The sequence below is a fragment of the Pseudomonas sp. PDM28 genome, assembly GCF_019219115.1.
GTDB lineage: Bacteria > Pseudomonadota > Gammaproteobacteria > Pseudomonadales > Pseudomonadaceae > Aquipseudomonas > Aquipseudomonas laurylsulfatiphila.
Genome location: NZ_JAHUWG010000001.1, coordinates 539,424 through 562,708 on the forward strand (window position 1 = coordinate 539,424; position 23,285 = coordinate 562,708).

22 protein-coding genes are annotated in these 23,285 nt (G+C 60.3%); 14 read left to right on the forward strand and 8 right to left on the reverse strand.

Translation table 11 applies throughout. The features are described 5' to 3' along the window. The first annotated feature begins 39 nt into the window (after positions 1-39). Together KW841_RS02525 and KW841_RS02530 are read left to right on the forward strand one after the other, a co-directional pair. Positions 40-873, forward strand: a complete 834-nt coding sequence (locus KW841_RS02525) for an EamA family transporter (RefSeq protein WP_218473328.1) — start codon at positions 40-42, stop codon at positions 871-873. A 49-nt stretch (positions 874-922) separates the two neighbouring features. Next, the gene (locus KW841_RS02530) at positions 923-1,306 is read left to right on the forward strand and encodes an MAPEG family protein (protein WP_218473330.1); all 384 of its coding nucleotides are present in this window, start codon (positions 923-925) and stop codon (positions 1,304-1,306) included. Between the two features lie 142 nt (positions 1,307-1,448). Here the strand turns inward: KW841_RS02530 and KW841_RS02535 are convergent, their stop codons facing one another. Next, entirely contained in the window at positions 1,449-2,633 is a 1,185-nt protein-coding gene (locus KW841_RS02535; RefSeq protein WP_218473332.1) for a murein transglycosylase A, read from the reverse strand. A gap of 128 nt (positions 2,634-2,761) precedes the next feature. Here KW841_RS02535 and KW841_RS02540 point away from each other — a divergent pair, with 128 nt between their 5' ends. Further along, positions 2,762-3,211, forward strand: a complete 450-nt coding sequence (locus KW841_RS02540) for a cytochrome c (RefSeq protein ID WP_218473334.1) — start codon at positions 2,762-2,764, stop codon at positions 3,209-3,211. Between the two features lie 130 nt (positions 3,212-3,341). Here the strand turns inward: KW841_RS02540 and KW841_RS02545 are convergent, their stop codons facing one another. From KW841_RS02545 to KW841_RS02560, 4 genes are all read right to left on the reverse strand, one after another. Further along, positions 3,342-3,737, reverse strand: coding sequence for a DUF1090 domain-containing protein (locus KW841_RS02545; RefSeq protein ID WP_218473336.1), 396 nt, complete (start codon positions 3,735-3,737; stop codon positions 3,342-3,344). 96 nt (positions 3,738-3,833) lie between these two features. Beyond that, positions 3,834-5,513 carry an NAD-dependent DNA ligase LigB gene (gene ligB, locus KW841_RS02550; protein WP_218473337.1) on the reverse strand — a complete coding sequence of 560 codons (1,680 nt, stop codon included), beginning with the start codon at positions 5,511-5,513 and terminating at the stop codon, positions 3,834-3,836. Positions 5,514-5,781: 268 nt separating this feature from the next. Beyond that, a complete protein-coding gene (gene metK / locus KW841_RS02555; RefSeq protein WP_007975460.1) occupies positions 5,782-6,972 on the reverse strand; it encodes a methionine adenosyltransferase in 1,191 nt (396 codons plus the stop codon). A gap of 18 nt (positions 6,973-6,990) precedes the next feature. Next, positions 6,991-7,986: a metalloregulator ArsR/SmtB family transcription factor gene (locus KW841_RS02560; protein ID WP_102699239.1), complete on the reverse strand. Its 996-nt coding sequence runs from the start codon at positions 7,984-7,986 to the stop codon at positions 6,991-6,993. A 261-nt stretch (positions 7,987-8,247) separates the two neighbouring features. Between KW841_RS02560 and tkt the strand changes: the two genes are divergently transcribed. From tkt to KW841_RS02595, 7 genes are all read left to right on the forward strand, one after another. Next, a complete protein-coding gene (gene tkt / locus KW841_RS02565) occupies positions 8,248-10,245 on the forward strand; it encodes a transketolase (protein WP_218473338.1) in 1,998 nt (665 codons plus the stop codon). A gap of 151 nt (positions 10,246-10,396) precedes the next feature. Beyond that, entirely contained in the window at positions 10,397-11,449 is a 1,053-nt protein-coding gene (gene epd / locus KW841_RS02570; RefSeq protein ID WP_007975463.1) for an erythrose-4-phosphate dehydrogenase, read from the forward strand. Between the two features lie 12 nt (positions 11,450-11,461). Continuing rightward, positions 11,462-12,625 (forward strand): phosphoglycerate kinase, encoded by a 1,164-nt coding sequence (locus KW841_RS02575; RefSeq protein ID WP_218473339.1) that lies wholly within the window; start codon positions 11,462-11,464, stop codon positions 12,623-12,625. Between the two features lie 35 nt (positions 12,626-12,660). Continuing rightward, positions 12,661-12,882 carry a hypothetical protein gene (locus KW841_RS02580; protein WP_218473340.1) on the forward strand — a complete coding sequence of 74 codons (222 nt, stop codon included), beginning with the start codon at positions 12,661-12,663 and terminating at the stop codon, positions 12,880-12,882. Positions 12,883-12,938: 56 nt separating this feature from the next. Further along, positions 12,939-13,280, forward strand: a complete 342-nt coding sequence (locus KW841_RS02585; protein WP_218473341.1) for an MliC family protein — start codon at positions 12,939-12,941, stop codon at positions 13,278-13,280. A 260-nt stretch (positions 13,281-13,540) separates the two neighbouring features. Then, positions 13,541-14,605, forward strand: a complete 1,065-nt coding sequence (gene fba / locus KW841_RS02590) for a class II fructose-bisphosphate aldolase (protein ID WP_007975467.1) — start codon at positions 13,541-13,543, stop codon at positions 14,603-14,605. Between the two features lie 246 nt (positions 14,606-14,851). After that, positions 14,852-15,265: a hypothetical protein gene (locus KW841_RS02595; RefSeq protein WP_218473343.1), complete on the forward strand. Its 414-nt coding sequence runs from the start codon at positions 14,852-14,854 to the stop codon at positions 15,263-15,265. A 95-nt stretch (positions 15,266-15,360) separates the two neighbouring features. Here the strand turns inward: KW841_RS02595 and KW841_RS02600 are convergent, their stop codons facing one another. Next, positions 15,361-16,029: a polysaccharide lyase family 7 protein gene (locus tag KW841_RS02600; protein ID WP_007975468.1), complete on the reverse strand. Its 669-nt coding sequence runs from the start codon at positions 16,027-16,029 to the stop codon at positions 15,361-15,363. 321 nt (positions 16,030-16,350) lie between these two features. Between KW841_RS02600 and KW841_RS02605 the strand changes: the two genes are divergently transcribed. Genes KW841_RS02605 through KW841_RS02615 form a run of 3 tightly spaced genes read left to right on the forward strand, consistent with a single transcriptional unit; the run spans position 16,351 to position 19,335 of the window. Continuing rightward, the gene (locus tag KW841_RS02605; RefSeq protein ID WP_218473345.1) at positions 16,351-18,474 is read left to right on the forward strand and encodes a bifunctional diguanylate cyclase/phosphodiesterase; all 2,124 of its coding nucleotides are present in this window, start codon (positions 16,351-16,353) and stop codon (positions 18,472-18,474) included. 45 nt (positions 18,475-18,519) lie between these two features. Beyond that, complete coding sequence (locus KW841_RS02610) at positions 18,520-19,026, forward strand: YgjP-like metallopeptidase domain-containing protein (RefSeq protein ID WP_218473347.1); 507 nt, start codon at positions 18,520-18,522, stop codon at positions 19,024-19,026. A gap of 12 nt (positions 19,027-19,038) precedes the next feature. Then, on the forward strand, positions 19,039-19,335 hold the full coding sequence (locus tag KW841_RS02615; protein ID WP_007894945.1) for a helix-turn-helix domain-containing protein: 297 nt from the start codon (positions 19,039-19,041) through the stop codon (positions 19,333-19,335). Positions 19,336-19,446: 111 nt separating this feature from the next. Here KW841_RS02615 and KW841_RS02620 read toward each other — a convergent pair whose 3' ends face one another. Next, entirely contained in the window at positions 19,447-19,899 is a 453-nt protein-coding gene (locus KW841_RS02620) for a GNAT family N-acetyltransferase (RefSeq protein ID WP_218473350.1), read from the reverse strand. A 257-nt stretch (positions 19,900-20,156) separates the two neighbouring features. Here KW841_RS02620 and KW841_RS02625 point away from each other — a divergent pair, with 257 nt between their 5' ends. Beyond that, entirely contained in the window at positions 20,157-20,894 is a 738-nt protein-coding gene (locus tag KW841_RS02625; RefSeq protein ID WP_218473352.1) for an ABC transporter substrate-binding protein, read from the forward strand. Between the two features lie 155 nt (positions 20,895-21,049). Here KW841_RS02625 and yccS read toward each other — a convergent pair whose 3' ends face one another. Continuing rightward, positions 21,050-23,233, reverse strand: coding sequence for a YccS family putative transporter (gene yccS, locus KW841_RS02630; protein ID WP_218473354.1), 2,184 nt, complete (start codon positions 23,231-23,233; stop codon positions 21,050-21,052). Between the last annotated feature and the right edge of the window lie 52 nt (positions 23,234-23,285).

Consider the following 23,285-nt stretch of genomic DNA (forward strand, 5'->3'; position numbering starts at 1 on the left):
CTCCTACAGAGATCGTGTAGACAACAAAAGGAGTGGGCCGTGCTTGCGACGGCGTTGGTGTTGGTGGCGGCGCTGTTGCACGCGGCGTGGAATACCCTGATCAAGTTCAGTGCGGAGCGGCTGTTGGTGGTGGCCTGCATGGACAGCGTGGCGCTGCTCTTTGTCGCGCTGATGGTGCCGTTCCTGAGCCTGCCGCCGCTGGAGATCTGGCCGTGGATCCTGGCCTCGGCGGCGTTCGAACTGCTCTACCGCTACTTACTGATCCAGGCCTATCGGGTCGGCGACCTCGGGCTGGTTTATCCGCTGATGCGTGGTCTGTCACCGTTGGTGGTGCTGGCGCTGACGCTGATCTTTGCCGGGGAGGTGCTGACCCATCAGCAGATTTTCGGAATCCTGCTGATCCCGTTCGGCATGCTGTGCCTGCTCTGGCAGGGTGGCGGCGGTGCGCGTTTGCCGTGGTCGATGCTGCCGGTGGTGGCATTGATCGGCCTGTGCATTGGTTGCTACACCTACATCGACGGTCAGGCCTTGCGGCGCTGGTCCCATCCTCTGGATTACCTGGTCTGGGTCACCCTGCTCAGTGCCTGGCCGTTTCCATTGTTGGCATTGGTGCGCAAGCGCCCCGCGTTCATGCTGTTCTGGCGCGAGCAGTGGCGCCTGGGTCTGGCGGTCGGGTTTTGCGTGTTGTTCAGCTACGCTCTGGTGCTGTGGGCGATGCAATTGGGCTCGATTGCAGAAGCGGCAGCGTTGCGCGAGATCAGCGTCATTCTGGTGGTGCTGTTTGGCATGCGTTACCTCAAAGAACCTTTTGGCGGGCCACGCCTCTTAGCCTGTGGGCTGGTGCTGATCGGCATACTGGTGATGAAGTTTTGATCGCCGTTGATGGATTCGATTTTCTACAACATGAAGAAGGGACTGCGTAATGACGGTTGCTCTGTGGTGCATTTTGATTGCGATCTTCCTGCCGTATCTATGCACGGGTGTCGCGAAGGTCAGTGGCGGGTTCCGACTGAAAGACAATCATGATCCACGAGGGTTTCTCGATTCCCTGGAGGGTTTGGGCAAGCGGGCAAATGCGGCGCAGCTGAACAGTTTTGAAGTGACGCCGGCGTTTGCAGCCGCGGTGATCGTGGCGCACCTGGCGGGCAACGCCGAATTGGTGACCATCAATGTGTTGTCGGTGTTGTTCATCACCAGTCGTCTGCTTTTCATCATTTTCTATCTGGCGGACTTGGCGGCGCTGCGGTCGTTGATGTGGTTCGTGGGGATGGCGTTGATCGTGAGTTTCTTTGTAGTGTCCATCTGAGTCTCAGGCGCTAATCAAGGCCTCTTCGCGAGCAAGCCCGCTCCCACATTTGATCCTCAGTGGACACAGATTCTCTGTTCGACAGTGATCCTGTGTGGGAGCGGGCTTGCTCGCGAAAGCTAACTGTCAGGCGATGCGAGACTCAAGGATTGGTTTTAACCGCATCCGCCACCTGCGGCACTTGCGGTAACGCCGCACCTTTGGGCCAGAGCATCCAGATCTGTCCCTGCTGTTTCATGTCCCCGGCCAGTTGCCCGGCTGCATCGCCGGTGCCCCAGAACAGATCCGCCCGGACTTCGCCGGCAATCGCGCCGCCGGTGTCCTGCGCTGCTACGGGGCGAACCAGGGCTGTACCGTCCGGTCTGGTGGTGGACAGCCACAGCAGGCTGCCCAGCGGAATCACCTTGCGATCCACGGCTGCGCTGAAACCGGCGGTCAAGGGTACGTTCAACGAGCCGCGCGGACCTTCGTTGCTGTCCGGATTACGGGTGAAGAACACATAGCTGGGGTTGCTGCCGAGCAGTTCGGGAATCCGCGACGGATTGGCCTTGGCCCAGGTGCTGATGGCGCCCATGGTCACGTCTTCTTTTTTCAACTCGCCCTGTTCCACCAGCCAGCGGCCGATCGGTCGATACGGATGGCCGTTCTGGTCGGCATAGGCGATGCGCAACTGGCGGCCGTTATCGAGCTGGATGCGACCCGAACCCTGGATTTGCAGGAACTGCAGGTTCATCGGATCGGTCAGCCAGGCCACGACCGGTGCCTTGACCCCTTTGCTCTCGATGGTTGCCGCATCGTCGTACGGCTTGAGCACGCGACCTTCAAGTCGACCGCGCAGGCGTTTGCCCTTGAGTTCCGGGTAAATGCTGTCGAGGGCGACGATGATCATGTCTTCGGGGACGCCATAGACCGGGACATTGGCCAAGCCGGTCTGGGTCAGGCTGCCCGGATAGACCGGCTCGTAGTAGCCGGTGATCAAGCCGTTGGGGTTGTCGTTGGCGGCGCGCAGGCCATACACATCGAGGTTCTGCTTGAGAAAGCCGCGAATGTCGCTGGCGGTTTGCGGCACGTTGGCCGCCGCCGCGCAGGTGCCACCCCAGACCGGGTCGGCCTTGAGTCGGGTGCAGGCGCTGCGCCAGGAGCCGAAACCGGCGACCAGGTCGGTGTCGGACACCGCCGGCAGCGCTTCCCATGTAGCGCTGGAGTAAGTGGCCAGGGCATGGGTTTTCGGTTGTTGCTTGTCGCCACCGGTGCAGCCTGCGAGCAGGGCCATCATCGGCAGGGTCCAGGCCAGGCTGTGACGCCATGCCTTTAAACGGCTGTTCATGGAGTGATTCCTTTGCCGGTTGCCTGATCGCTCCATGCGCTCAAGCAACCCGTATTGATAATAGGGCTATTGGTCTTTGCCGATGACACGAGGATACTGGCCGCCGTTTCCCGTGACCTGAAGCCACCATGACTCTTAAAAGACTTTCTGTTGTATTGCTGGCCTGCCTGACATTGTCCGCTTGTGGCGGCGTTGACCCCAACTCGCCGCTCGGTCAGCGCAAGGCCATTTTCAAGCAGATGCTCAAGACCGGCGAAGACCTGGGCGGCATGTTGCGCGGGCGTATCCCGTTCGATGGCCCGAAATTCGCCGAGGGCGCGGTGAAGCTCGATGGGTTGTCCCGTGAGCCGTGGAAACATTTTCCGCAGGCGCGCGAGGAGGATCACACCAGCGCCAAGAGCGATGTCTGGGAGCAGCAGGCACGCTTTCAGGGCATGGCCCGCGATCTTGAATCCGCCACCGGTGAACTGGTGATCGCTAGCCAGGTTCAACCCTACAAGGCCAGTAACCTGGGGCCGGCGGTGCAGAAAGTCGAAGATGCTTGCAGTGCGTGTCATAAGGCGTTTCGGGATCATTGATTGGCGTTGTTCGGTCTGACGCCTTCGCGAGCAGGCTCGCTCCCACGGGTGGTCTCATAACCCTGTGGGAGCGAGCCTGCTCGCGAAGACTGCTTTGGCAACACCGAAATCTTTGTTCCTTAATCTGTACTTACTTATCCAGCTCATCCAAAGCGTCCTGCAATTCCTTGCGGGCATCGGCCAGTTTGTCTTTGCGCTTGTTGATCTTCTCGGAGTCACCTTTGCTCATGGCCTTGTCGAGGTCCGCCTGACGCTTGCTGACTTCGTGCCTGGCGTCGAGCACCTTGTTTTCCCGTTCCTTCTTCAGCGAGGCGTCGGTGCAGTTGGCTTCGACTTCGCTCAGGGCCTTTTCCAGGCCGGCCTGCTGGTCGGCGTTGCCGTGGACCTTGGCCAATTCGATCTGGTTGACGATACCTTGCTTCTTGGCGGCGCAACCGGACAGCCCCGGCGCTTCCTCGTCCGCCATCAACGGGGTGGCCAGCATGCTGCACAGGGCCAGGAGGACGAGCGGTGAAAGAAATTTCATAAAAGCTCCATGTAGGAAGGCCAGCGGGCCGGTGTGGCAATGGCTTGTTGGAGCCCAGCGATCCCCAGGGGTTCCCGGTGGGCACGGGGCTGGCAGCTAAAAGCCGTCAATCCCCGTTTCACGTAACGTTTCACTCAAGGCCAGGACCTGCGGATCGCGGAAAAAAGCGCTCAGTTGCGCCGCGCGTCCCGGTCCGATACCGGCCTCGGCTCGCCATTGCTCGATGTCTCGCTGCGCCAGCGTCTGCCATGAATCGCCGAGAGGCACCGGACCTGCAGGCGGCAATCCCAAGGCTTTCAGCCAGTGCGCGAACGGGCGTTGCCGGGCCTGGTTGAAGCTGTCTGCAAGGCGAGTCGCACTGCGCTCGCCGAAACCGTCAATGGTAGCAAGCTCTTGGGCATCAAGGGTCAACCAATCCAGCAGACCGTTCAGGCGACCTGTTGCAAGAAGTTTTTCCCAAGTGCCCGGACCGACATTGGGCAGCGCCAGACCCTGTTTGCCGCTGAGCCAGGTCAGGCGTGCGAGAAACTGGCCCTCACAACCCGGTTTCGGTTGCCAGCAACTCAATGAATGAAAGTCCGCTGCCTTCGGCACGCTCAATTCGACGCGCTCGCTGCTGCGCAACACAACGCCATCGAGCCTGGGAATAGTCAGCCCGGCCAGGCTGATGGCGACCTGATCACCCGGACGTATGTCCATTGCCCGCCAGCGTTGCAGCGAGCTGACGCTGACGCGTTTGATCTGCCGGTCATCGAGCGTCACCGGGGTCAGTTCCAGTACCGGAGTGATTCGCCCGGTCCGGCCGATTTTGAAGTGAACCTGGCGGACTTCGGCCAGTGCCTGGGCGAAGGGATATTTCCAGGCGATGGCCCAGTAGGGTGACCGGGCCTGCCAGCGTTCGGCGGCCGGGCGCTGGTTCTGGCGCAGGACGATGCCGTCGCTGGCAAAGGGCAGGGAGGCCCGATACCAGTGTTCGCGCCAGCGTTCGGCATCGCTGACGGAGGCGACTGGCTGGCTGTATGCCGTGGTACTGGGGAAGCCCAGCGCCTTCAGTGCTGCGGCCTGGGCGGGTGTGCTTGCCGGCCCTTGGGGCCAGTCCCAGACAAACAGGTCAATGCCGGCGGCCTGTTCGGTGCTCAAGACCTTGCGCGCCATCAGGCCCGCCACCGTGGCGCGGGCGTTGAGGCTGCCGGCGCGGGCCTGCACATGATCGGTCAGGCGCCAATACAGTTCGCCTTGCACGAGCAGATCCCGAGGCTGGGATAGCTGCTGCGGGATGGCCGGAATCTGTCGTGCCGGAACCGTCCAGTCCTGACCGCTCTCGCCGTCGCCGCGGCTGATGGCCTGGGTCAGCAGACCATTACGGTAAACCAGGGTCACCGCCACCCCGTCGATTTTAGGCTGAGCCCAGACGTCCACCCGGTCACGCAGCCATTTTTCGACGGCGGGCCGATCATGCAGTTTGCCCAGGCCGGTGTGGGCGATGGGGTGGGGCAGTGCGCCGCGCGCAGTGCGCAAGGGGTCTGCGGGCGGGTTCAGGTTGAAGCAGTGGCGCAGTTGGGTGAGTCGCGCGCGGGACTGGTCGTAGAGTTCATCGGCGACCAGTGAATGTCCCTGACGGTGATAGCTGTCGTCCCATAAGTCGATCTGCTGTTGCAGTGTGCCGACTTCGTTCAGGGCGCGTTCGGGTGGCCAGTCCGGGCACTCGGTGGCGCTGGCACTCAGGCAGGCAAAGGTCAGTAGGGCGGCGAAAAACAGGCGCAGGTCGGGAAGCATCTTGAGCGTCCTTGCTCGGTGAGGTGCGTGAAGGCTAGGTCAGTATCTGTCGGTGCAGCGGGTGGGTGTTTTGCCGGGTATTTCCGGTGGCCTTGCTGGCCTCTTCGCGAGCAGGCTCGCTCCCACAGGGTTGTGAGTTAGTCAGAACACCACCGTCTACTGTGGGAGCGAGCCTGCTCGCGATGGGGGCAATGCGGTCTCAAGCGCAGCCAATAAAAAGCCCCGCAAGGCGCGAGCCGTGCGGGGCTTCGGGTGTTGCGGGGAAGTCTTACAGGCCGGCAGCAGAACGCAGGGCGTCGGCGCGGTCGGTTTTTTCCCAGGTGAACGTGGTGAAGGTGTCGTCACCCACGGTCTTGGTCGCCGGGGTGCGACCGAAGTGGCCGTACGCCGCGGTTTCCTGGTACATCGGGTGCAGCAGGTCGAGCATGGTGGTGATCGCGTATGGACGCAGGTCGAACACTTCGCGAACCAGTTTGACGATCTTGTCGTCGCTGATCTTGCCGGTGCCGAAGGTGTTCAACGAGATCGAAGTCGGTTGAGCAACACCGATCGCGTAGGAAACCTGGATCTCGCAACGCTCGGCCAGGCCGGCGGCAACGATGTTCTTGGCCACGTAACGACCGGCGTAGGCCGCCGAACGGTCAACCTTCGATGGATCTTTACCGGAGAACGCGCCACCGCCGTGACGGGCCATGCCGCCGTAGCTGTCGACGATGATCTTGCGACCGGTCAGGCCGCAGTCACCCACCGGGCCGCCAATGATGAACTGGCCGGTCGGGTTGATGTGGAACTGGGTGTCCTTGCTCAGCAGTTCGGCAGGCAGCACGTGCTTGACGATCAACTCCATCACGCCTTCGCGCAGGTCGTTGTACGACACTTCCGGGTTGTGCTGGGTCGACAGGACGACTGCGTCGATACCGACGACTTTGCCGTTTTCGTAGCGGCAGGTCACTTGCGACTTGGCATCCGGACGCAGCCAAGGCAGCAGGCCGGATTTGCGGGCTTCAGCCTGGCGCTGCACCAGCTGGTGCGAGAAGGTGATCGGCGCTGGCATCAGCACGTCGGTTTCGTTGCTGGCGTAGCCGAACATCAGGCCCTGGTCGCCGGCACCCTGATCTTCAGGCTTGGCACGGTCGACGCCCTGGTTGATGTCAGGGGACTGCTTGCCGATGATGTTCATCACGCCGCAGGTGGCGCCGTCGAAGCCAACGTCGGAGCTGGTGTAGCCGATGTCGGTGATCACGTCACGAACGATCTGCTCCAGGTCAACCCAGGCCGAAGTGGTGACTTCGCCGGCGATGATGGCCACGCCCGTTTTCACCAGAGTCTCGCACGCCACACGGGCGAACTTGTCTTCAGCAATGATGGCGTCCAGCACCGCATCAGAAATCTGGTCGGCGATTTTGTCCGGATGCCCTTCAGACACGGACTCGGAGGTGAAAAGGGAGTATTCGCTCATCTCGATGTTTTCCTGAAATTACCGATGGTGAGTGTCGCCAGCCGGTCGCTGAAAGTGGCGAACCTGGATCTGGAAACCATTACGTAAGCCTACATAGAGGCTTTCCCCGGGAACGAGTCCCGCAGCGGTGGCCCAACGGGCCAGATCGTCCTGTTCAAACCCCAGCCAGAGATCACCGCAGGCCTCCTTGGCCCAACTCTGGTTGTGGCTACATAACTCTGTCACCAACAGGCTACCGCCTGGTTGCAGCAAGTGGGCCATGTGCTTGAGCGCATCGGCCGGCGCGGCAAAATGATGCAGCACCATGTTCAGTACCACGCAATCGGCCTTGAGGCTGACGCCGTTCAATGCATCGGCCAATTGCAGGCTAACGTTAGTCAGCTTGTCGCGTTCGCAGACCTGGCGCGCCAGTTCGAGCATCGCGGTGCTGTTGTCCAGCGCCGTGACTTGCGAGAAGCGGCGCGCCAGTTCCGGCAGGAATGCACCATCGCCGGGGCCGACTTCAATGGCCGTGGCGTCTTTGCCCAGGCTCAACTTGTCGAGCAGGGCCACCACGCTTTCGCGGTATTGCGGCAGGCCGGCGATCAAGTCTTGCTGGGCGCGAAACTTCTCCGCTACCCGTGAGAAAAAGTCCTGGCTGGCGGCTGCTCGTTGCCCGTGGACCTGGGCGATGCGCGCCTGCACATCGGCCGGCAGTGTCAGGTTGTCGACTTCTTCGAGCAGGGCTGCGTGCAATTTGCCGCCCAGCAGTTCGGTGTGGGGCAGGGCGCGACGGTAAAAAATCGCATTGCCTTCGCGGCGTGTTGCCACCAGGCCGGCCTGGGCCAGTACCTTGAGGTGGTGGCTCATGCCTGACTGGCCGATGCCGAAGATCTGCGCCAGTTCCAGCACGCCAAACGAATCGTTGGCCAGTGCGCGCAAAACATTCAACCGCAGGGGATCGCCGCCAGCCTTGCACAAGGCTGCCAGCTCATCGCAATCGTCATGCTGAATGGAGGGCACGCGTAAATTCATAAGGCCGGCAGTCTAGTCACGGGTCGAAGGCATCGCAAGAGCAATATCAAAAAGTTTTGATATTGCTCGATAGATGGCACTTCTTGACGTTAGCTTCAGTCAACAAACGAACAGCGGAAAGGTTTCATCAGGCGAATACGTCGTTATCCATTGGAAAAACGCCTTCAGATGACTATCTGTCATTGCCCCGAGGCGGCCCGGTGAGGGAAAATGCTCGCCTTTTTTCCGTTTCGTTTTATTCAAGTCCCCAGGAGAACAGCGATGCCTAGCCGTCGTGAGCGTGCCAACGCCATTCGTGCCCTCAGCATGGATGCCGTGCAAAAAGCCAACAGCGGCCATCCCGGTGCCCCAATGGGTATGGCGGATATCGCCGAGGTACTTTGGCGCGACTACCTCAAGCACAACCCGAGCAATCCATCGTTCGCCGACCGTGACCGCTTCGTGCTGTCCAACGGCCACGGCTCGATGCTGATCTACTCGCTGCTGCACCTGACCGGCTACGACCTGTCGATCGATGACCTCAAGCAGTTCCGTCAACTGCACAGCCGCACCCCGGGCCACCCGGAACTCGGCTACACCCCGGGCGTGGAAACCACCACCGGTCCACTGGGCCAGGGCCTGGCCAACGCCGTGGGTTTTGCCCTGGCTGAAAAAGTTATGGCGGCACAGTTCAACCGTCCTGGCCACAACATCGTCGACCACCACACCTATGTGTTCCTGGGTGATGGCTGCATGATGGAAGGCATTTCCCACGAAGTCGCTTCCCTGGCCGGTACCCTGGGCCTGGGCAAGCTGATCGCCTTCTACGATGACAACGGCATCTCCATCGACGGCGAAGTCGAAGGCTGGTTCACCGACGACACGCCGAAGCGTTTCGAATCCTACAACTGGCAAGTGATCCGCAACGTTGACGGTCACGATCCGGAAGAGATCAAGACCGCGATCGACACTGCGCGCAAAAGCTCGCAGCCAACCCTGATCTGCTGCAAGACCACCATCGGCTTCGGTTCGCCGAACAAGCAAGGCAAGGAAGACTGCCACGGCGCCCCGCTGGGTGACGCGGAAATCGCCCTGACCCGTGCGGCGCTGAAGTGGAACCACGGCCCGTTCGAAATCCCGGCCGACATCTACGCCGAGTGGGACGCCAAGGAAGCAGGTAAGGCTGTCGAAGCCGAGTGGGACCAGCGTTTCGCTGCCTACTCCGCTGCGTTCCCGACTGAAGCCAACGAACTGGTGCGTCGCCTGAGCGGTGACCTGCCAGCCGACTTCAGCGAAAAAGCCGCGGCCTACATCGCCGAAGTGGCTGCCAAGGGCGAAACCATCGCCAGCCGTAAAGCCAGCCAGAATGCCCTGAACGCATTTGGCCCGCTGCTGCCCGAGTTCCTCGGCGGTTCGGCCGACCTGGCCGGTTCCAACCTGACCCTGTGGAAAGGTTGCAAAGGCGTTACCGCCGAAGACGCCAGCGGCAACTACATGTACTACGGCGTGCGCGAGTTCGGCATGACCGCGATCATGAACGGCGTTGCCCTGCACGGCGGCCTGGTGCCTTACGGCGCGACCTTCCTGATGTTCATGGAGTACGCGCGCAACGCGGTGCGCATGTCGGCCCTGATGAAGCAGCGCGTGATCCACGTCTACACCCACGACTCCATCGGTCTGGGCGAAGACGGCCCGACTCACCAGCCAATCGAGCAACTGGCCAGCCTGCGCTGCACGCCGAACCTCGACACCTGGCGTCCAGCCGACGCCGTTGAATCGGCGGTGTGCTGGAAGTACGCGCTGGAGCGCAAGGACGGTCCTTCGGCCCTGATCTTCTCCCGTCAGAACCTGCAGCACCAAACCCGTGATGCCGGCCAGATCGCCGACATCAGCCGCGGTGGTTATGTGCTGAAGGACTGTGCAGGCGAGCCTGAGCTGATCCTGATCGCTACCGGTTCGGAAGTCGGCCTGGCTGTTCAAGCCTTCGACAAACTGACCGAGCAGGGCCGCAAGGTTCGTGTGGTTTCCATGCCGTGCACTAGCGTGTTCGATGCCCAGGACGCCGGCTACAAGCAATCGGTCCTGCCGTTGCAGGTCAGCGCCCGTATCGCCATCGAGGCTGCTCACGCGGACTACTGGTACAAGTACGTGGGCCTGGAAGGCCGCGTGATCGGCATGACCACCTACGGCGAGTCGGCACCTGCGTCGGCTCTGTTCGAAGAGTTCGGCTTCACCCTGGAAAACATCCTGGGTCAGGCTGAAGAACTGCTGGAAGACTAAATCCGGAAATCGGGTTGTCTGAACTGACGCTATCGCGAGCAAGCTCGCTCCCACATGGACGGTGTATACCCTGTGGGAGCGAGCTTGCTCGCGATGACAATGGAACATTCAACGCTGCACTAACGGATTCACCACGGTAATCGAGAACCCCATGCCTCAACCGCGTCCCTACAAAGTTGCACTCAACGGCTACGGCCGGATTGGTCGTTGCGTCTTGCGTGCGTTGTTCGAGCGAGGCGACAAGGCCGGGTTCGAGATTGTCGCGATCAACGATCTGGCGGACATGGCCAGCATCGAATACCTGACACGCTTCGACTCCACCCATGGCCGGTTCCCCGGCGAAGTGAAGGTCGATGGCGATTGTCTGCATATTAATGGCGACTGCGTGAAGGTCCTGCGCAGTGCCACCCCCGAAGGCATCGATTGGGCATCCCTGGGCATCGATCTGGTGCTGGAGTGCTCCGGCGCTTACCACACTCGCGAAGACGGCCAGCGTTTCCTCGACGCCGGCGCTCCACGTGTGCTGTTTTCCCAGCCGATGGCCAGCGAGACCGATGTCGACGCCACCATCGTCTACGGCGTGAACCAGGATTGCCTGACCGGCGACGAACTGCTGGTGTCCAACGCTTCCTGCACCACCAACTGCGGTGTGCCGCTGTTGCGCCTGCTGAATCAGGCCATTGGCCTGGATTACGTATCGATCACCACCATTCACTCGGCGATGAACGATCAGCCGGTCATCGATGCCTATCACCACGAAGACCTGCGCCGCACCCGTTCGGCGTTCCAGTCGGTGATTCCGGTGTCCACCGGTCTGGCGCGTGGTATCGAACGCCTGTTGCCGGAACTTGCCGGACGAATTCAGGCCAAAGCCGTGCGGGTGCCGACGGTCAACGTGTCCTGCCTCGATATCACGATGCAGACCGCCACTGCGACCGACGCCACCGAGGTCAACCGGATCCTGCGCGAAGCCGCCACCAGCGGCCCGCTCAAAGGCCTGCTGGCTTACACCGAGTTACCCCACGCAAGCTGTGATTTCAACCATGACCCACATTCGGCGATCGTCGATGCCAGTCAGACCCGCGTTTCCGGCCCACGGCTGGTGAACATCCTGGCCTGGTTCGACAACGAATGGGGTTTTGCCAACCGAATGCTGGACGTTGCAGAACACTATCTGCAAACAGCAACTTCAAAAAAACCGTAGGAAGTGCGACCCATGACCGTGTTGAAGATGTCCGACCTCGATCTGCAAGGTAAGCGCGTATTGATCCGCGAAGACCTCAACGTCCCAGTCAAGGACGGTGTTGTCAGCAGCGATGCGCGTATCCTGGCCTCGCTGCCGACCATCAAGCTGGCCCTGGAAAAAGGTGCGGCCGTGATGGTTTGCTCGCACCTTGGCCGTCCGACCGAAGGTGAGTTCTCGGCCGAGAACAGCCTCAAGCCGGTTGCCGACTACCTGAGCCGTGCCCTGGGTCGTGAAGTGCCGCTGGTGGCTGATTACCTGGGCGGTGTTGACGTCAAGGCCGGCGACATCGTGCTGTTCGAAAACGTGCGCTTCAACAAAGGCGAGAAAAAGAACGCCGACGAACTGGCCCAACAATACGCCGCCCTGTGTGACGTGTTCGTAATGGACGCCTTCGGCACCGCTCACCGTGCCGAGGGTTCGACCCACGGCGTGGCCAAGTTCGCCAAAGTCGCCGCTGCCGGCCCGCTGCTGGCCGCTGAGCTCGACGCACTGGGCAAGGCCCTGGGTGCCCCGGCCCAGCCGATGGCGGCCATCGTCGCTGGCTCCAAGGTGTCGACCAAACTCGACGTACTGAACAGCCTGAGCCAGATCTGCGATCAGTTGATCGTCGGCGGCGGCATTGCCAACACCTTCCTGGCCGCTGCCGGTCACCCGGTCGGCAAGTCGCTGTACGAGCCGGACCTGCTCGACACCGCTCGCGCCATCGCCGCCAAAGTCAGCGTGCCGCTGCCAGTTGACGTGGTGGTTGCCAAGGAATTCGCTGAAAGCGCCGCTGCGACCGTCAAACTGATCGCTGACGTCGCTGCCGACGACATGATCCTGGACATCGGCCCGCAGACCGCTGCGAACTTCGCCGAACTGCTGAAATCGTCCAAGACCATCCTGTGGAATGGTCCGGTCGGTGTGTTCGAATTCGACCAGTTCGGCAATGGCACCAAAGTGCTGGCCCAGGCCATCGCTGAAAGCGCAGCGTTCTCCATTGCCGGCGGTGGCGACACCCTGGCCGCCATCGATAAATATGGCGTGGCGGAAAAGATCTCCTACATTTCCACCGGCGGCGGCGCGTTCCTCGAGTTCGTCGAAGGCAAGGTACTGCCAGCCGTTGAAGTCCTGGAAAGCCGGGCCAAGGCCTGAGGGTCGCCCGTTTGACCAGGCAAGGGAGTGTTGACATGGTCAAGACGTTTGCGCTGTTGATCGTCGCAGGTTCGCTGGTGGCGTGCGGGAGTAACCCGAAGGCCACTGCGGAACCGGCGCCGTCCGAGTCGGACAAAGGCTGCTACCAGGCTGACTGGCAGGCCGAAACCAACCCGGTGCTCAACAAGCGTTCCGGGCCGGAAGGCCTGGACAAATACGAGACCCGGACGCCCGCCAAGGAACATGGCTGCCCTTGACGGGTCTGACTCATTACTCAGGGCTGGCAGCGTGCGCCGCCAGTCGAGGGACACGGATGAAAGGTTTTATCGCCGTTACGGCGCTGGCGCTGTTGGCCGGTTGTGCTCAGATGAATCAGTTGAACCCGTTCCAGTCGTCCGCGCCTGTGGATAACTGGACCACCTGGACCTGCGACAGCCAGGCCAAAGTGCTGTGGCGCTACACCGACGACAGCCGCAAGGAAGTCGACGTGCGCCTTGGCGGTGCCGATCAGGTCTACCGCTTGAAGCAGGAACCGGGTGCATCGGGTTCGCTGTACAGCAATGACATGCTGGCGTTTCACATAAAAGGTGAGGAAGGCCTGGTTTACTGGGTCGCCACCAATGATTTGATTGGGCGCGGTTGTAAAGCGCAATAAACGGACTACGCCGTACCTGTAGGAGCGAGCCTGCTCGCGATGGTCGTTAACGATAACGCTGGGCACCTGAATGCCCGCGCTGTCTGGGCCACCATCGCGAGCAGGCTCGCTCCCACAGGGTTCCGGGGAAGTTCTTGAGATTTTCGCAACACCGAATTCGCAGCCCGGGCTCAACCCCCGATCTGCAATAACTTGAATAGCCGCCGCCGCTACGGCAGGCTGGCACGATTAACGACCCTCAACCGGGAGAGACACACACAATGGCACTTATCAGCATGCGCCAGATGCTGGACCACGCAGCCGAGTTCGGCTACGGCGTTCCAGCCTTCAACGTCAACAACCTTGAGCAGATGCGCGCCATCATGGAAGCCGCTGACAAGACTGACTCCCCGGTGATCGTCCAGGCTTCGGCCGGTGCTCGCAAATACGCCGGTGCACCGTTCCTGCGTCACCTGATCCTGGCGGCAATCGAAGAGTTCCCGCACATCCCGGTGTGCATGCACCAGGACCACGGCACCAGCCCTGACGTCTGCCAGCGTTCCATTCAACTGGGCTTCAGCTCGGTGATGATGGACGGTTCCCTGGGCGAAGACGGCAAGACCCCGACCGACTACGACTACAACGTGCGCGTTACCCAACAGACCGTGGCCATGGCTCACGCCTGCGGCGTTTCGGTAGAAGGCGAGCTGGGTTGCCTGGGTTCGCTGGAAACCGGCATGGCCGGTGAAGAAGACGGCATCGGCGCCGAAGGCGTTCTGGATCACAGCCAGATGCTGACCGACCCGGAAGAAGCCGCTGACTTCGTAAAACGCACTCAGGTTGATGCCTTGGCCATTGCCATCGGCACCAGCCACGGCGCCTACAAGTTCACCAAGCCACCTACCGGCGACGTGCTGGCGATCGACCGCATCAAGGAAATCCACAAGCGCATTCCGAACACTCACCTGGTGATGCACGGTTCGTCTTCGGTTCCGCAAGAGTGGCTGGCGATCATCAACCAGTACGGCGGCGACATCAAGGAAACCTACGGCGTACCGGTTGAAGAAATCGTCGAAGGCATCAAGCACGGCGTGCGCAAGGTCAACATCGATACCGACCTGCGCCTGGCATCCACTGGCGCCATGCGTCGCCTGATGGCCACCAACCCGAGCGAATTCGACCCGCGTAAATTCTTCGGCGCCACTGTCACCGCCATGCGCGACGTGTGTATCGCTCGCTACGAAGCCTTCGGTACTGCCGGCAACGCTTCGAAGATCAAGCCGATCTCCCTGGAAGGCATGTATCAGCGTTACCTGAAAGGTGAGTTGAACGCCAAGGTCAACTAAGACTTCAGTGCGTTCATGTTGAATTAAAAAGCCCGCAGCGATGCGGGTTTTTTATTGCCTGTAATATTTATTGTTGTGAGAAATAAGGTGTCTGGGTGTTCTTTATGGCTCCAGTTTATGTAGGGGAAATAGAGCGCGTGTGAAGTATTATTCTTTATCTTGGTGTCTTTATTGACTGCTATCGAAGTTTGCTATTTAAATTAATTCGTACGCAAATCGTGCATAAAATTTCATGGATGAAAGGAAATGCTGATGCCATTCAGAAAAATATCAAGGTGCTTCTGTTGTGTTGTTTTGATGATTTCACCGAACCTGGGCTCAGCGGCATCGGAAGATGGAGTTTTTACTGCTTCGATCGACTCCCGGGGTAAGGTGCTGGCAAAATCATCAGAATGGATTTCTGCAGTAAAGGTAAATCCTCGTTCAGGATATTACTCCACTTATAAAATTGCTTTCGAAACTGGGGTCTTTAAAAAAGCTCCGGCCTTTTGTGCTGTATCTGTAACAGATGTTGATACGTTTGATGACATTTTTTATGCTCATGCAAAATTGGCCGGTACGCCAACTTCTAGCAGCGTTCAAGTTGTTACTCATTTGGTTGGGAGTCTGGAGAAGGATTACGATTCTTCGAAGAGTTTTATGTTGATGTGTATCCAATAGATTTGCGCGTTGCTAGAGGGCCAGGTTGACTTGGAAAACCGTCGTAGGACGGTTTTCCTTTTTGGAAGTCAAATGGAGCGGCGACGGTTCAGGAACTACTGGTTGTGATCGATATCCAGCTTGCTGAAGGTCACTTTCCCGCCTTCGGTGGTGTACCCGGTGTTGTCCTGCACATAGACCCCGGCCTTGAAGTACAGCGGCTTGTCGCGCCAGGTTGTGCTGATTTGCGTATCCCACTGATAGCCTGCCGCGCTGATGCCCAAGGCACCACCGGGGCTGAGGTGAATGAGGTAGTTGAACTCCTGGTCGAGTTTCACCCCAGTCGCAACGATGATCACCCGGCCTGTATCGTCATCGGGATGCATCCGGACCTTGGCGACGATATTGCCCGTGCCTGTACTGGTTTTGTATTGGTATTCGACCTTCACCAGCGGTTTCTGGCTTTGATAGGCATGGATCTGGCCGATGACGACTTTCCCGGAACTCGGCACCTGGTTCACTGCCAGCGTGGCATACAACAAATTGTCGGCATCCGGGTAATACCAGTTTTTCAATGTGCCGTTGCTGTAGGTTTCACGTAATTCGGTGCGCGGATAAATCGCGTTTTCGGTACGGGAGCCGGTCACGGGCGACCAGAAAAACAATGTGCCGGTGTCGGAGTGGAAGTATTGATCCTTGAAACCATCCACCAGCTTGGAGGTTTCGACAGTGTACGGCGGGCTGCCGACGGGGACGCTGAGGTTCCAGGTTGCGAGGTCGATCATGTCGGTTCTTCCGCTTGATTCATGCTGCACGGACGTGCCACTAGCTCTAGACCGCGCCTTTGGGGCGGCCTTTATAAGCGTAGCGAGGTTTTTTGTTAATGCTCGTCTGACGGGTGGTTGACGTCAACATCCTGTCGAAATGCCATCTTTCCCGGTTTTATGGGTCTGAACCATCGACCGTTAGTCGGCAAAAAGTCACAATGGTGAATGCTGGCTCACTGATACCTTCTGCTTTTGCAGAACCGGGTCTAGAGTGAAGGCACAGTATTTGTCCGGTTTTCACGAGAAACCGGCCTGACGCCCCGCAATTAGAGAAGCAGCATGGAATGCGCGCAACCCACGCCAGTAGAAGGCGGCTCAACCCTTTTAGTCGTAGACGATTACCCTGAAAACCTGATCAGCATGCGCGCGTTGTTACAGCGCCAGGGCTGGCGAGTCATTACTGCCACCTCGGGATTCGAGGCCCTCGGCTTGTTGCTTGAACACGAGATCGACCTGGTGCTGCTGGACGTGCAGATGCCGGGCATGGACGGTTTTGAAGTGGCGCGCCTGATGCGCGGTAGCCAGCGGACCCGCCTCACGCCGATCATTTTCCTGACCGCCAATGAACAGTCCCAGGACGCGGTCATCAAGGGCTATGCCAGCGGTGCGGTGGATTACCTGTTCAAGCCGTTCGACCCGCAGATCTTCACGCCCAAGGTCCAGGCGTTGCTCGAACACCAGCGCAACCGCCGGGCCTTGCAGCGCTTGAGTCATGATCTGGAATCCGCCCGGGCCTTCAATGCGTCGGTGCTGGATAACGCGGCCGAAGGCATTCTGGTATTGGGGGAGGACGGCCTGATTCGTTTTGCCAATCCAGCGATGTCGCGGCTGCTCAATGCCCCGGTGCAGGAACTGCAAGGCAAGGAGTTTCTGGACTATCTGCAAAAGCCCCATGTCCCGGTCTGGGCCGATTCCGAGTTTTTCACGGGCTACAAACGTGGCGAAACCTTGCGCCTGCACGATGCTTTGCTGCGTACGACGCGCGGCCAGCAGGTGCCGGTGGCCTTGTCCTGTGCGCCATTGCCTGCCGAGCAACATGCAATGGTGGTGACCGTGCTGGACATGTCGGTGGTGCGCCATCTGCATCAGCAGCTGGAGTTTCAGGCGGTCACCGATCCGCTGACCGGATTGCTCAACCGCCGCGGTTTCTACCAGACCGTAGAGAACCTGCTGTTGCGCGGTGAGCGTACCGACAGTTCGTGGGTCTTGATGTATCTGGACCTCGACGGCTTCAAGCGCGTCAATGATTCGCTCGGGCACGATGCCGGCGATCGGGTGCTGCGCTGGGTCTCCGAACAGTTGAAGGCGTGCTTGCGGCCTTTCGACATACTGGCGCGGATGGGCGGCGATGAATTCACCGCGCTGCTGGATCTGGAGGTCCCCGAGCAAGCGGCGAAGATTGCCGAGAAGCTCATCGAGCGCGTGTCGATCTGTCAGCAGGTCGACGGCCTCGATATCGCCCTGGGTGCCAGCATCGGCATTGCTACGTTCCCCGATTGTGGTGCCAATCTCGACGGGATGCTGCGGGCGGCCGACATCGCCATGTACGAAGCCAAGCGTGCCGGTCGTCAGCAATACCGCTTCTACGATCACGAAATGAATGGTCGGGCGCGCTCGCGGCTGATGCTCGAGGAAAGTGTGCGCACGGCCATCGAGAACCGGGATTTCAACCTGGTGTATCAGCCTCAGGTTGCGATTGCGGACGGACGGATTCGTGGCTTCGAGGCCTTGCTGCGCTGGCAGCATCCGAGCGTAGGCGACGTGCCGCCGGGGCTGTTTTTGCCATTGCTGGAAGAGGCGCGGCTGATCAGTCGGCTGGGTAGCTGGATCTACCACCGCAGCGCTGGGCAGCGCAAAGCCTGGGAAACCCTGTTCACTGAGGACCTGGTGCTCGGCGTCAGCTTGAGCAGCACGCAGTTCGGCATGCCCAATCTGGTCACCGAACTGCGCCAGGTGCTGGAGCGCCATGGCTTGCAGCCGCGTCATCTGGAGGTCGAGATCACGGAAGAGGCCTTGATGCATCACCCCGAGGAAACCCGCAAGCAGTTACGCCTGTTGCACAATCTGGGCGTACGAGTGGCGTTGGATGACTTCGGGGCCGGCCCGTGCTCCCTGTCGCACCTGCGCGACTTGGAACTGGACACCCTCAAGCTCGACCGGCATTTGATAGCCCGGTTGCCGGACTCGGTACGGGATGCGGCGCTGGCGCGCAGTGTGATCGACCTGTGCAAACAGTTCGGGGTGCTGGTGATTGCCGAAGGGGTGGAGACCGTCGCGCAGTATGAGTGGCTGCGGGCCAACGGTTGCGAATATGTGCAAGGCTTCCTGGTGGCTCGACCGATGATGGCCGAGGACGCCGAGGTCTTTGTCCAGCCGTTTGACTGGAGCGCGCTGCCCCGCTGAATTCGCTACACTGGCGACCTTTCAGTGACCTGTATTGCCGCCCCGATGACCGCGTTGAAATATCTCCAGGCCTATCCCGCCACCTTGCAGGATCAGGTGCGCCAGCTGATCGCCGACGGTCGGCTGGGCGATTACCTGAGCCAGCGTTACCCGCAAAAGCACGGTGTGCAGAGCGACAAGGCGCTGTACACCTATGCCTTGGACCTCAAGCAGGAGTACCTGCGCAATGCTCCGGCCATCGACAAGGTGCTGTTCGACAACCGCCTGGACCTCACTCACCGTGCCCTTGGCCTGCACACCACGATCTCCCGGGTGCAAGGCGGCAAGCTCAAGGCCAAGAAGGAAATCCGCATCGCTTCGCTGTTCAAGGAAGCGCCTTGCGAGTTCCTGAAAATGATCGTGGTGCATGAGCTGGCGCACTTCAGGGAGTCGGATCACAACAAGGCGTTCTACAAGCTGTGCGAGCACATGCTGCCGGGGTATCACCAGGTGGAGTTTGATGTGCGGGTGTACCTGACGTGGCGGGAGCTGCCGCAGGCTGCGATCTTTTAAGGAGAGCAATGGATGGACGTGAGCAAGACCAAGAGCAGCTTCTATCGCCGGTTGTACGTGGCGTACCTGATCGACAGCGGACTGGCCAGCAGCGTCCCGGCGCTCACCGAAGTGACCGGCATGCCCAGGCGCACGGCGCAGGACACCATCGCGGCGTTGGCGGACCTGGATATCGTCTGTGAATTCGAGCAGGAAGAAGGCGCGCGCAACCATGCGGGGCGCTATCGGATTCGCGAGTGGGGGGCGATTGATCGGGGATGGATCGAGCGTAATCTGCGGCAGATCAAGGCGGTGCTGGAGTATCCCTGAAATCTTTCAGTGGTTTGACTGACGCCTTCGCGAGCAAGCCCGCTCCCACACTGGAATGCGGTCCCCTGTGGGAGCGGGCTTGCTCCGGGCGGCGTTCCGACGAAGAGGCCCTTACGGACGACGCATGCCAATGTGTGGAATGCCATCTTCCACATACTCCTCACCCGCCACGACAAACCCATAGCGCCCGTAATACCCCTGCAAATGCGCCTGGGCCGAAAGGTAGACCGGCAGGCCGGGCCAGTACTTCTCGATCTGTTTCAACGCCTGGTCCATCAGTTCATGCCCCAGGCCCGCGCCGCGTGCCTGCGGGGCAATGATCACCCGCCCGATCACCACGTCGCCGCCCTGCGATTGCGGGTCAAGCAACCGCAGGTAGGCCACCAGCTGGTTACCGTCCCAGGCCATCACGTGGCAGGTGTCGCCATCCAGGTCCTGGCCATCAATGTCCTGGTAAACGCATTTCTGCTCGACGACGAACACTTGCGCGCGCAGCTGCAAAATGGCGTACAGCTGCTCCTTGCCCAGGTCGCTGTGATGTTTGCAAATCCAATCGACTGTCATGTTTTGATTCCCTGAAAACGTCGTTCCGATACTAAGCGCAGTCACGCCAGAAGTCTTTATGGCGGGAGAATCTGTGACAAAGGCCAAAATGCCATCATTCATTTCTCGCGTGGATGTCTTCTTTGTGTAATCTGGATCGAAGCGCTGTGCTGTGGCTTCGATGAGCTAATGTTGAGTACCCCGGTATCGCCGGATCAGGGGCCTTGGGGTTTTGGCTGAAAACACGTCGGGCAATCGCCCGCTAAGGATTTTCTAGCATGCCGCGATTGCATCGAGCTTTTGCTTTGATTGGATTGCTGTTGCTGGTTCAGGGGGCGGCGGCAGAAAAACTGCGGTTGGTCGCCGATGCCTGGCCACCCTTTACCGATGCCACGCTCATCAATGGTGGTCTGGCCACGGACATTGTCAGTACCGCGCTCGCCAGGGCCGGCTATGCCAGTGAGTTTGAACAAGCGCCTTGGGCGCGGGCCTTGATGGGGTTGGGTGAGGGCCGATACGACGTGCTGGTCAATGCCTGGTACACCGAGGAGCGTACAAGTCTCGGCCAGTTTTCCGGCGAATACCTGCTCAATCGCGTACGTTTTCTCAAGCGTAAGGACGCGCCCATCGAATTCAATAACCTGCAGCAATTGCACACTTATCCGATTGCCATCGTGCGCGGTTACGCCTATTCGCCCGGGTTCGACAAGGATGACTCGTTGCAGAAAATCCCCGTGCACAGCTTCGCCATGGCCGTGCGCATGGTTGCTGCCGACCGGGTCAAACTGACGCTGGAAGATGAGTACGTCGCCCGCTATTACCTGGCCCGCGAGTCACCCAAGGTACGAAACGCCGTGGAATTCCTGCCCAAGGCCTTGAGCGAGAACAGCCTGCATATTCTGGTCAGCCTGAAGAACCCGCAGCATGAGCAGATCGTTGCCGGCTTCGACCGGGAGATCGCGGCGATGAAGGCGGACGGGAGTTATGAAAAGTTGATGAAGCAGCATGGGATGTGAGTGCATTGATCCGGATTCTGTACTGTTGCTGATGGCCTCTTCGCGGGCAAGCCCGCTCCCACAGTGGGCGAGGGTGAACACAAATCTTGTGACCATCAGATAACCCTGTGGGAGCGGGCTTGCCCGCGAAGGGGCCGGTACAGCCAGCCGGAATCTCAATCCTCACTGGTGTCCTTGATGAGATGCGCCGCCAGTGTCCGCAACGGCCCGAGCTGTCGACAGATCAGCGCCAGTTGCGTCTGCACCAGCCGCTGGCCTTCATCGATTTCATCCGGCATCTGTTCCAGCTCATTGGCCAGTGCTTCTTCTTCATCGCTCTGAATCGCAATCGAAGCCTTGCTCGCCAGTCCCTGGGCGATTTCGTCGATGCTGGCAGCCAGTTTCACCCCGGCCCCCTCGATCAACTGTTCACGCACGTCTGCCGGCAGTTGGGTTTCCCGGTGTGCACCCAGGCCTGACAGGTAACTGAGCAGCGTGTGCGACAGCACCAGGAAGCGGAAGCCCACGTCCGCTTCCTTTCGGAAATGCCCCGGCTCCATCAGCATATTGGCCAGCGTGGTCGACAGCGCCGCGTCGGCGTTGTGCGCGTTGCGGCGGGCCAGGCGGTAGGCCAGGTCGTCGCTTTTGCCCGCCGCGTACTGCTGCATGATCTGGCGCAGGTAAATGCTGTTGCAGGCCAGGGTGTTGGCCAGCACTTTGTTCAGGCGCCGGCCCTGCCAGTCCGGCAGGAACAGGAACACCGCCAGCCCGGCGATCAGGCTGCCGAGCAGGGTATCGAACAGCCGTGGCAGGAACAGCCCGTAACCATCGCCCACCTGGTTGAAGCAGAACAGCACCATCAGGGTGATTGCCGCCGTCGCCAGGGTGTAGCGGGTGGTGCGGTTGGTAAAGAACACCACCCCGGCAGCAATGGCGAAGCACGACTGGATCAGCGGGTTCGGGAACAGGTCGAACAGCGCCCAGGCCAACGTCAGGCCGATGGCGGTGCCAATGATCCGTTGACCGAGTTTGCGGCGGGTGGCGCCGTAGTTCGGTTGGCAGACGAACAGCGTCGTGAGGATGATCCAGTAGCCCTGGGACGGGTGAATCAAATGCACCATGGCGTAGCCGATGCTTAACGCCAGGGGCAATCGCAGGGCATGACGGAACAGCAACGAGGTCGGCGTCAGCTGCGTGCGCAGGCGAACCCACACGTCCTTGAGGTTGCGTGGCGAACGGTCGAGCAAGCTGCTGTCGGTGGCGTCGGCCAGGGCGTCGGGGTTGCTGGCATCGCTGAGCAAACGGTCGAGGGTGCCGAGGTTGGCCGCCAGTGCCCGCAGCGAACGCAGCAGGCCGCGCCAGGCCGGGTTGCTCTGGATGCGCAGGTGTTCGAGAGAGGCATCCAGATCGCTGAGGGCCTCGGTGAAACTGGCGTCATAGGTGAACGGTTGACGCATCTGGATCGATTCGGCCAGGGCACGGCAGGCTTTGCCTTGCTGACGCAACAGGCGTTGGCAGCGGAACATGACGTCACTGTGGAAAAACGCTTCTGCGAGTGCGTTGTACGGATAGTGCGAAGAGCTGGCGCGTTCGTGGATGTCCTGGGCGAGGAAGTACAGTTTCAGGTAGCGGCTGACCTTCGACCCCGGGCGCCCGTTGCCGACCCGGTGCAGGATGATTTCCTTGGCGGCATTCAGTGCCGCCACCACCCGGCCGTTCTGCTGGGCCAGTTCCAGGCGCCGCGCCTCCACGTCCATCTGCCGGACCGGCTCGAACAGCGAGGATTTCAGCTTCAGGTAATAGCCCAGCTCGCGGAACAACCGCGCCAGGCTCTGCTGCACCGGCTGATTGGAAAACAGCGCCTGCCACAGCACCGACAGCAGGCCATACCAGGCGGCACCGGCCACCAGCAGCACCGGCTCGTGCCAGACGTCGGTCACCGCGCCGCCACGCTGGTCCACGCCGATCATGGTGTAGACCGACAGGATCAAGGTTGCCGAAGCAATCGCGCCATAGCGCTCGCCGAGAGCACCGAGCATGGTCAGGCAGAACGCGGCCAGGGCGAAAGCGATGATAAACAGCGAGGGGTAGGGGAAGAGCAGTTCGACGGACAGGGCGGCGACAGCGAAACACACCAGCGTCACCGCCAGCGCGTTGAGACGGCCCTGCCAGCTGTCGTCGGTCTCGGCCAGGGCACTGGCGATAATCCCCAGGAACAACGGGATCAGCAGGCCCATTTCGTCTTGATACCAACACAGCGCCATGGTGCCGGTCAGGGCAATGAATACCCGCACGCTGTAGCTGAATTTATCCAGCGCCCAAAGGCGCCGCAGAGACTGGCGGAACGAAGTCGATGACATGAAGTGCGAAGGCCTTCCGAGGCAATGACGCTAAATTGAGCCACTAATGACG

Coding starts and splice junctions, on each gene's coding strand:
- KW841_RS02560 (WP_102699239.1), bottom strand. CDS start 7,986: ATGAATTTACGCGTGCCCTCCATTCAGCATGACGATTGCGATGAGCTG.
- ligB (WP_218473337.1), bottom strand. CDS start 5,513: ATGCTTCCCGACCTGCGCCTGTTTTTCGCCGCCCTACTGACCTTTGCC.
- KW841_RS02545 (WP_218473336.1), bottom strand. CDS start 3,737: ATGAAATTTCTTTCACCGCTCGTCCTCCTGGCCCTGTGCAGCATGCTG.
- KW841_RS02625 (WP_218473352.1), top strand. CDS start 20,157: ATGCCGCGATTGCATCGAGCTTTTGCTTTGATTGGATTGCTGTTGCTG.
- KW841_RS02620 (WP_218473350.1), bottom strand. CDS start 19,899: ATGACAGTCGATTGGATTTGCAAACATCACAGCGACCTGGGCAAGGAG.
- epd (WP_007975463.1), top strand. CDS start 10,397: ATGCCTCAACCGCGTCCCTACAAAGTTGCACTCAACGGCTACGGCCGG.
- KW841_RS02615 (WP_007894945.1), top strand. CDS start 19,039: ATGGACGTGAGCAAGACCAAGAGCAGCTTCTATCGCCGGTTGTACGTG.
- yccS (WP_218473354.1), bottom strand. CDS start 23,233: ATGTCATCGACTTCGTTCCGCCAGTCTCTGCGGCGCCTTTGGGCGCTG.
- KW841_RS02595 (WP_218473343.1), top strand. CDS start 14,852: ATGCTGATGCCATTCAGAAAAATATCAAGGTGCTTCTGTTGTGTTGTT.
- KW841_RS02575 (WP_218473339.1), top strand. CDS start 11,462: ATGACCGTGTTGAAGATGTCCGACCTCGATCTGCAAGGTAAGCGCGTA.
- tkt (WP_218473338.1), top strand. CDS start 8,248: ATGCCTAGCCGTCGTGAGCGTGCCAACGCCATTCGTGCCCTCAGCATG.
- KW841_RS02605 (WP_218473345.1), top strand. CDS start 16,351: ATGGAATGCGCGCAACCCACGCCAGTAGAAGGCGGCTCAACCCTTTTA.
- metK (WP_007975460.1), bottom strand. CDS start 6,972: ATGAGCGAATACTCCCTTTTCACCTCCGAGTCCGTGTCTGAAGGGCAT.
- KW841_RS02535 (WP_218473332.1), bottom strand. CDS start 2,633: ATGAACAGCCGTTTAAAGGCATGGCGTCACAGCCTGGCCTGGACCCTG.
- KW841_RS02610 (WP_218473347.1), top strand. CDS start 18,520: ATGACCGCGTTGAAATATCTCCAGGCCTATCCCGCCACCTTGCAGGAT.
- KW841_RS02540 (WP_218473334.1), top strand. CDS start 2,762: ATGACTCTTAAAAGACTTTCTGTTGTATTGCTGGCCTGCCTGACATTG.
- KW841_RS02600 (WP_007975468.1), bottom strand. CDS start 16,029: ATGATCGACCTCGCAACCTGGAACCTCAGCGTCCCCGTCGGCAGCCCG.
- fba (WP_007975467.1), top strand. CDS start 13,541: ATGGCACTTATCAGCATGCGCCAGATGCTGGACCACGCAGCCGAGTTC.
- KW841_RS02580 (WP_218473340.1), top strand. CDS start 12,661: ATGGTCAAGACGTTTGCGCTGTTGATCGTCGCAGGTTCGCTGGTGGCG.
- KW841_RS02585 (WP_218473341.1), top strand. CDS start 12,939: ATGAAAGGTTTTATCGCCGTTACGGCGCTGGCGCTGTTGGCCGGTTGT.
- KW841_RS02530 (WP_218473330.1), top strand. CDS start 923: ATGACGGTTGCTCTGTGGTGCATTTTGATTGCGATCTTCCTGCCGTAT.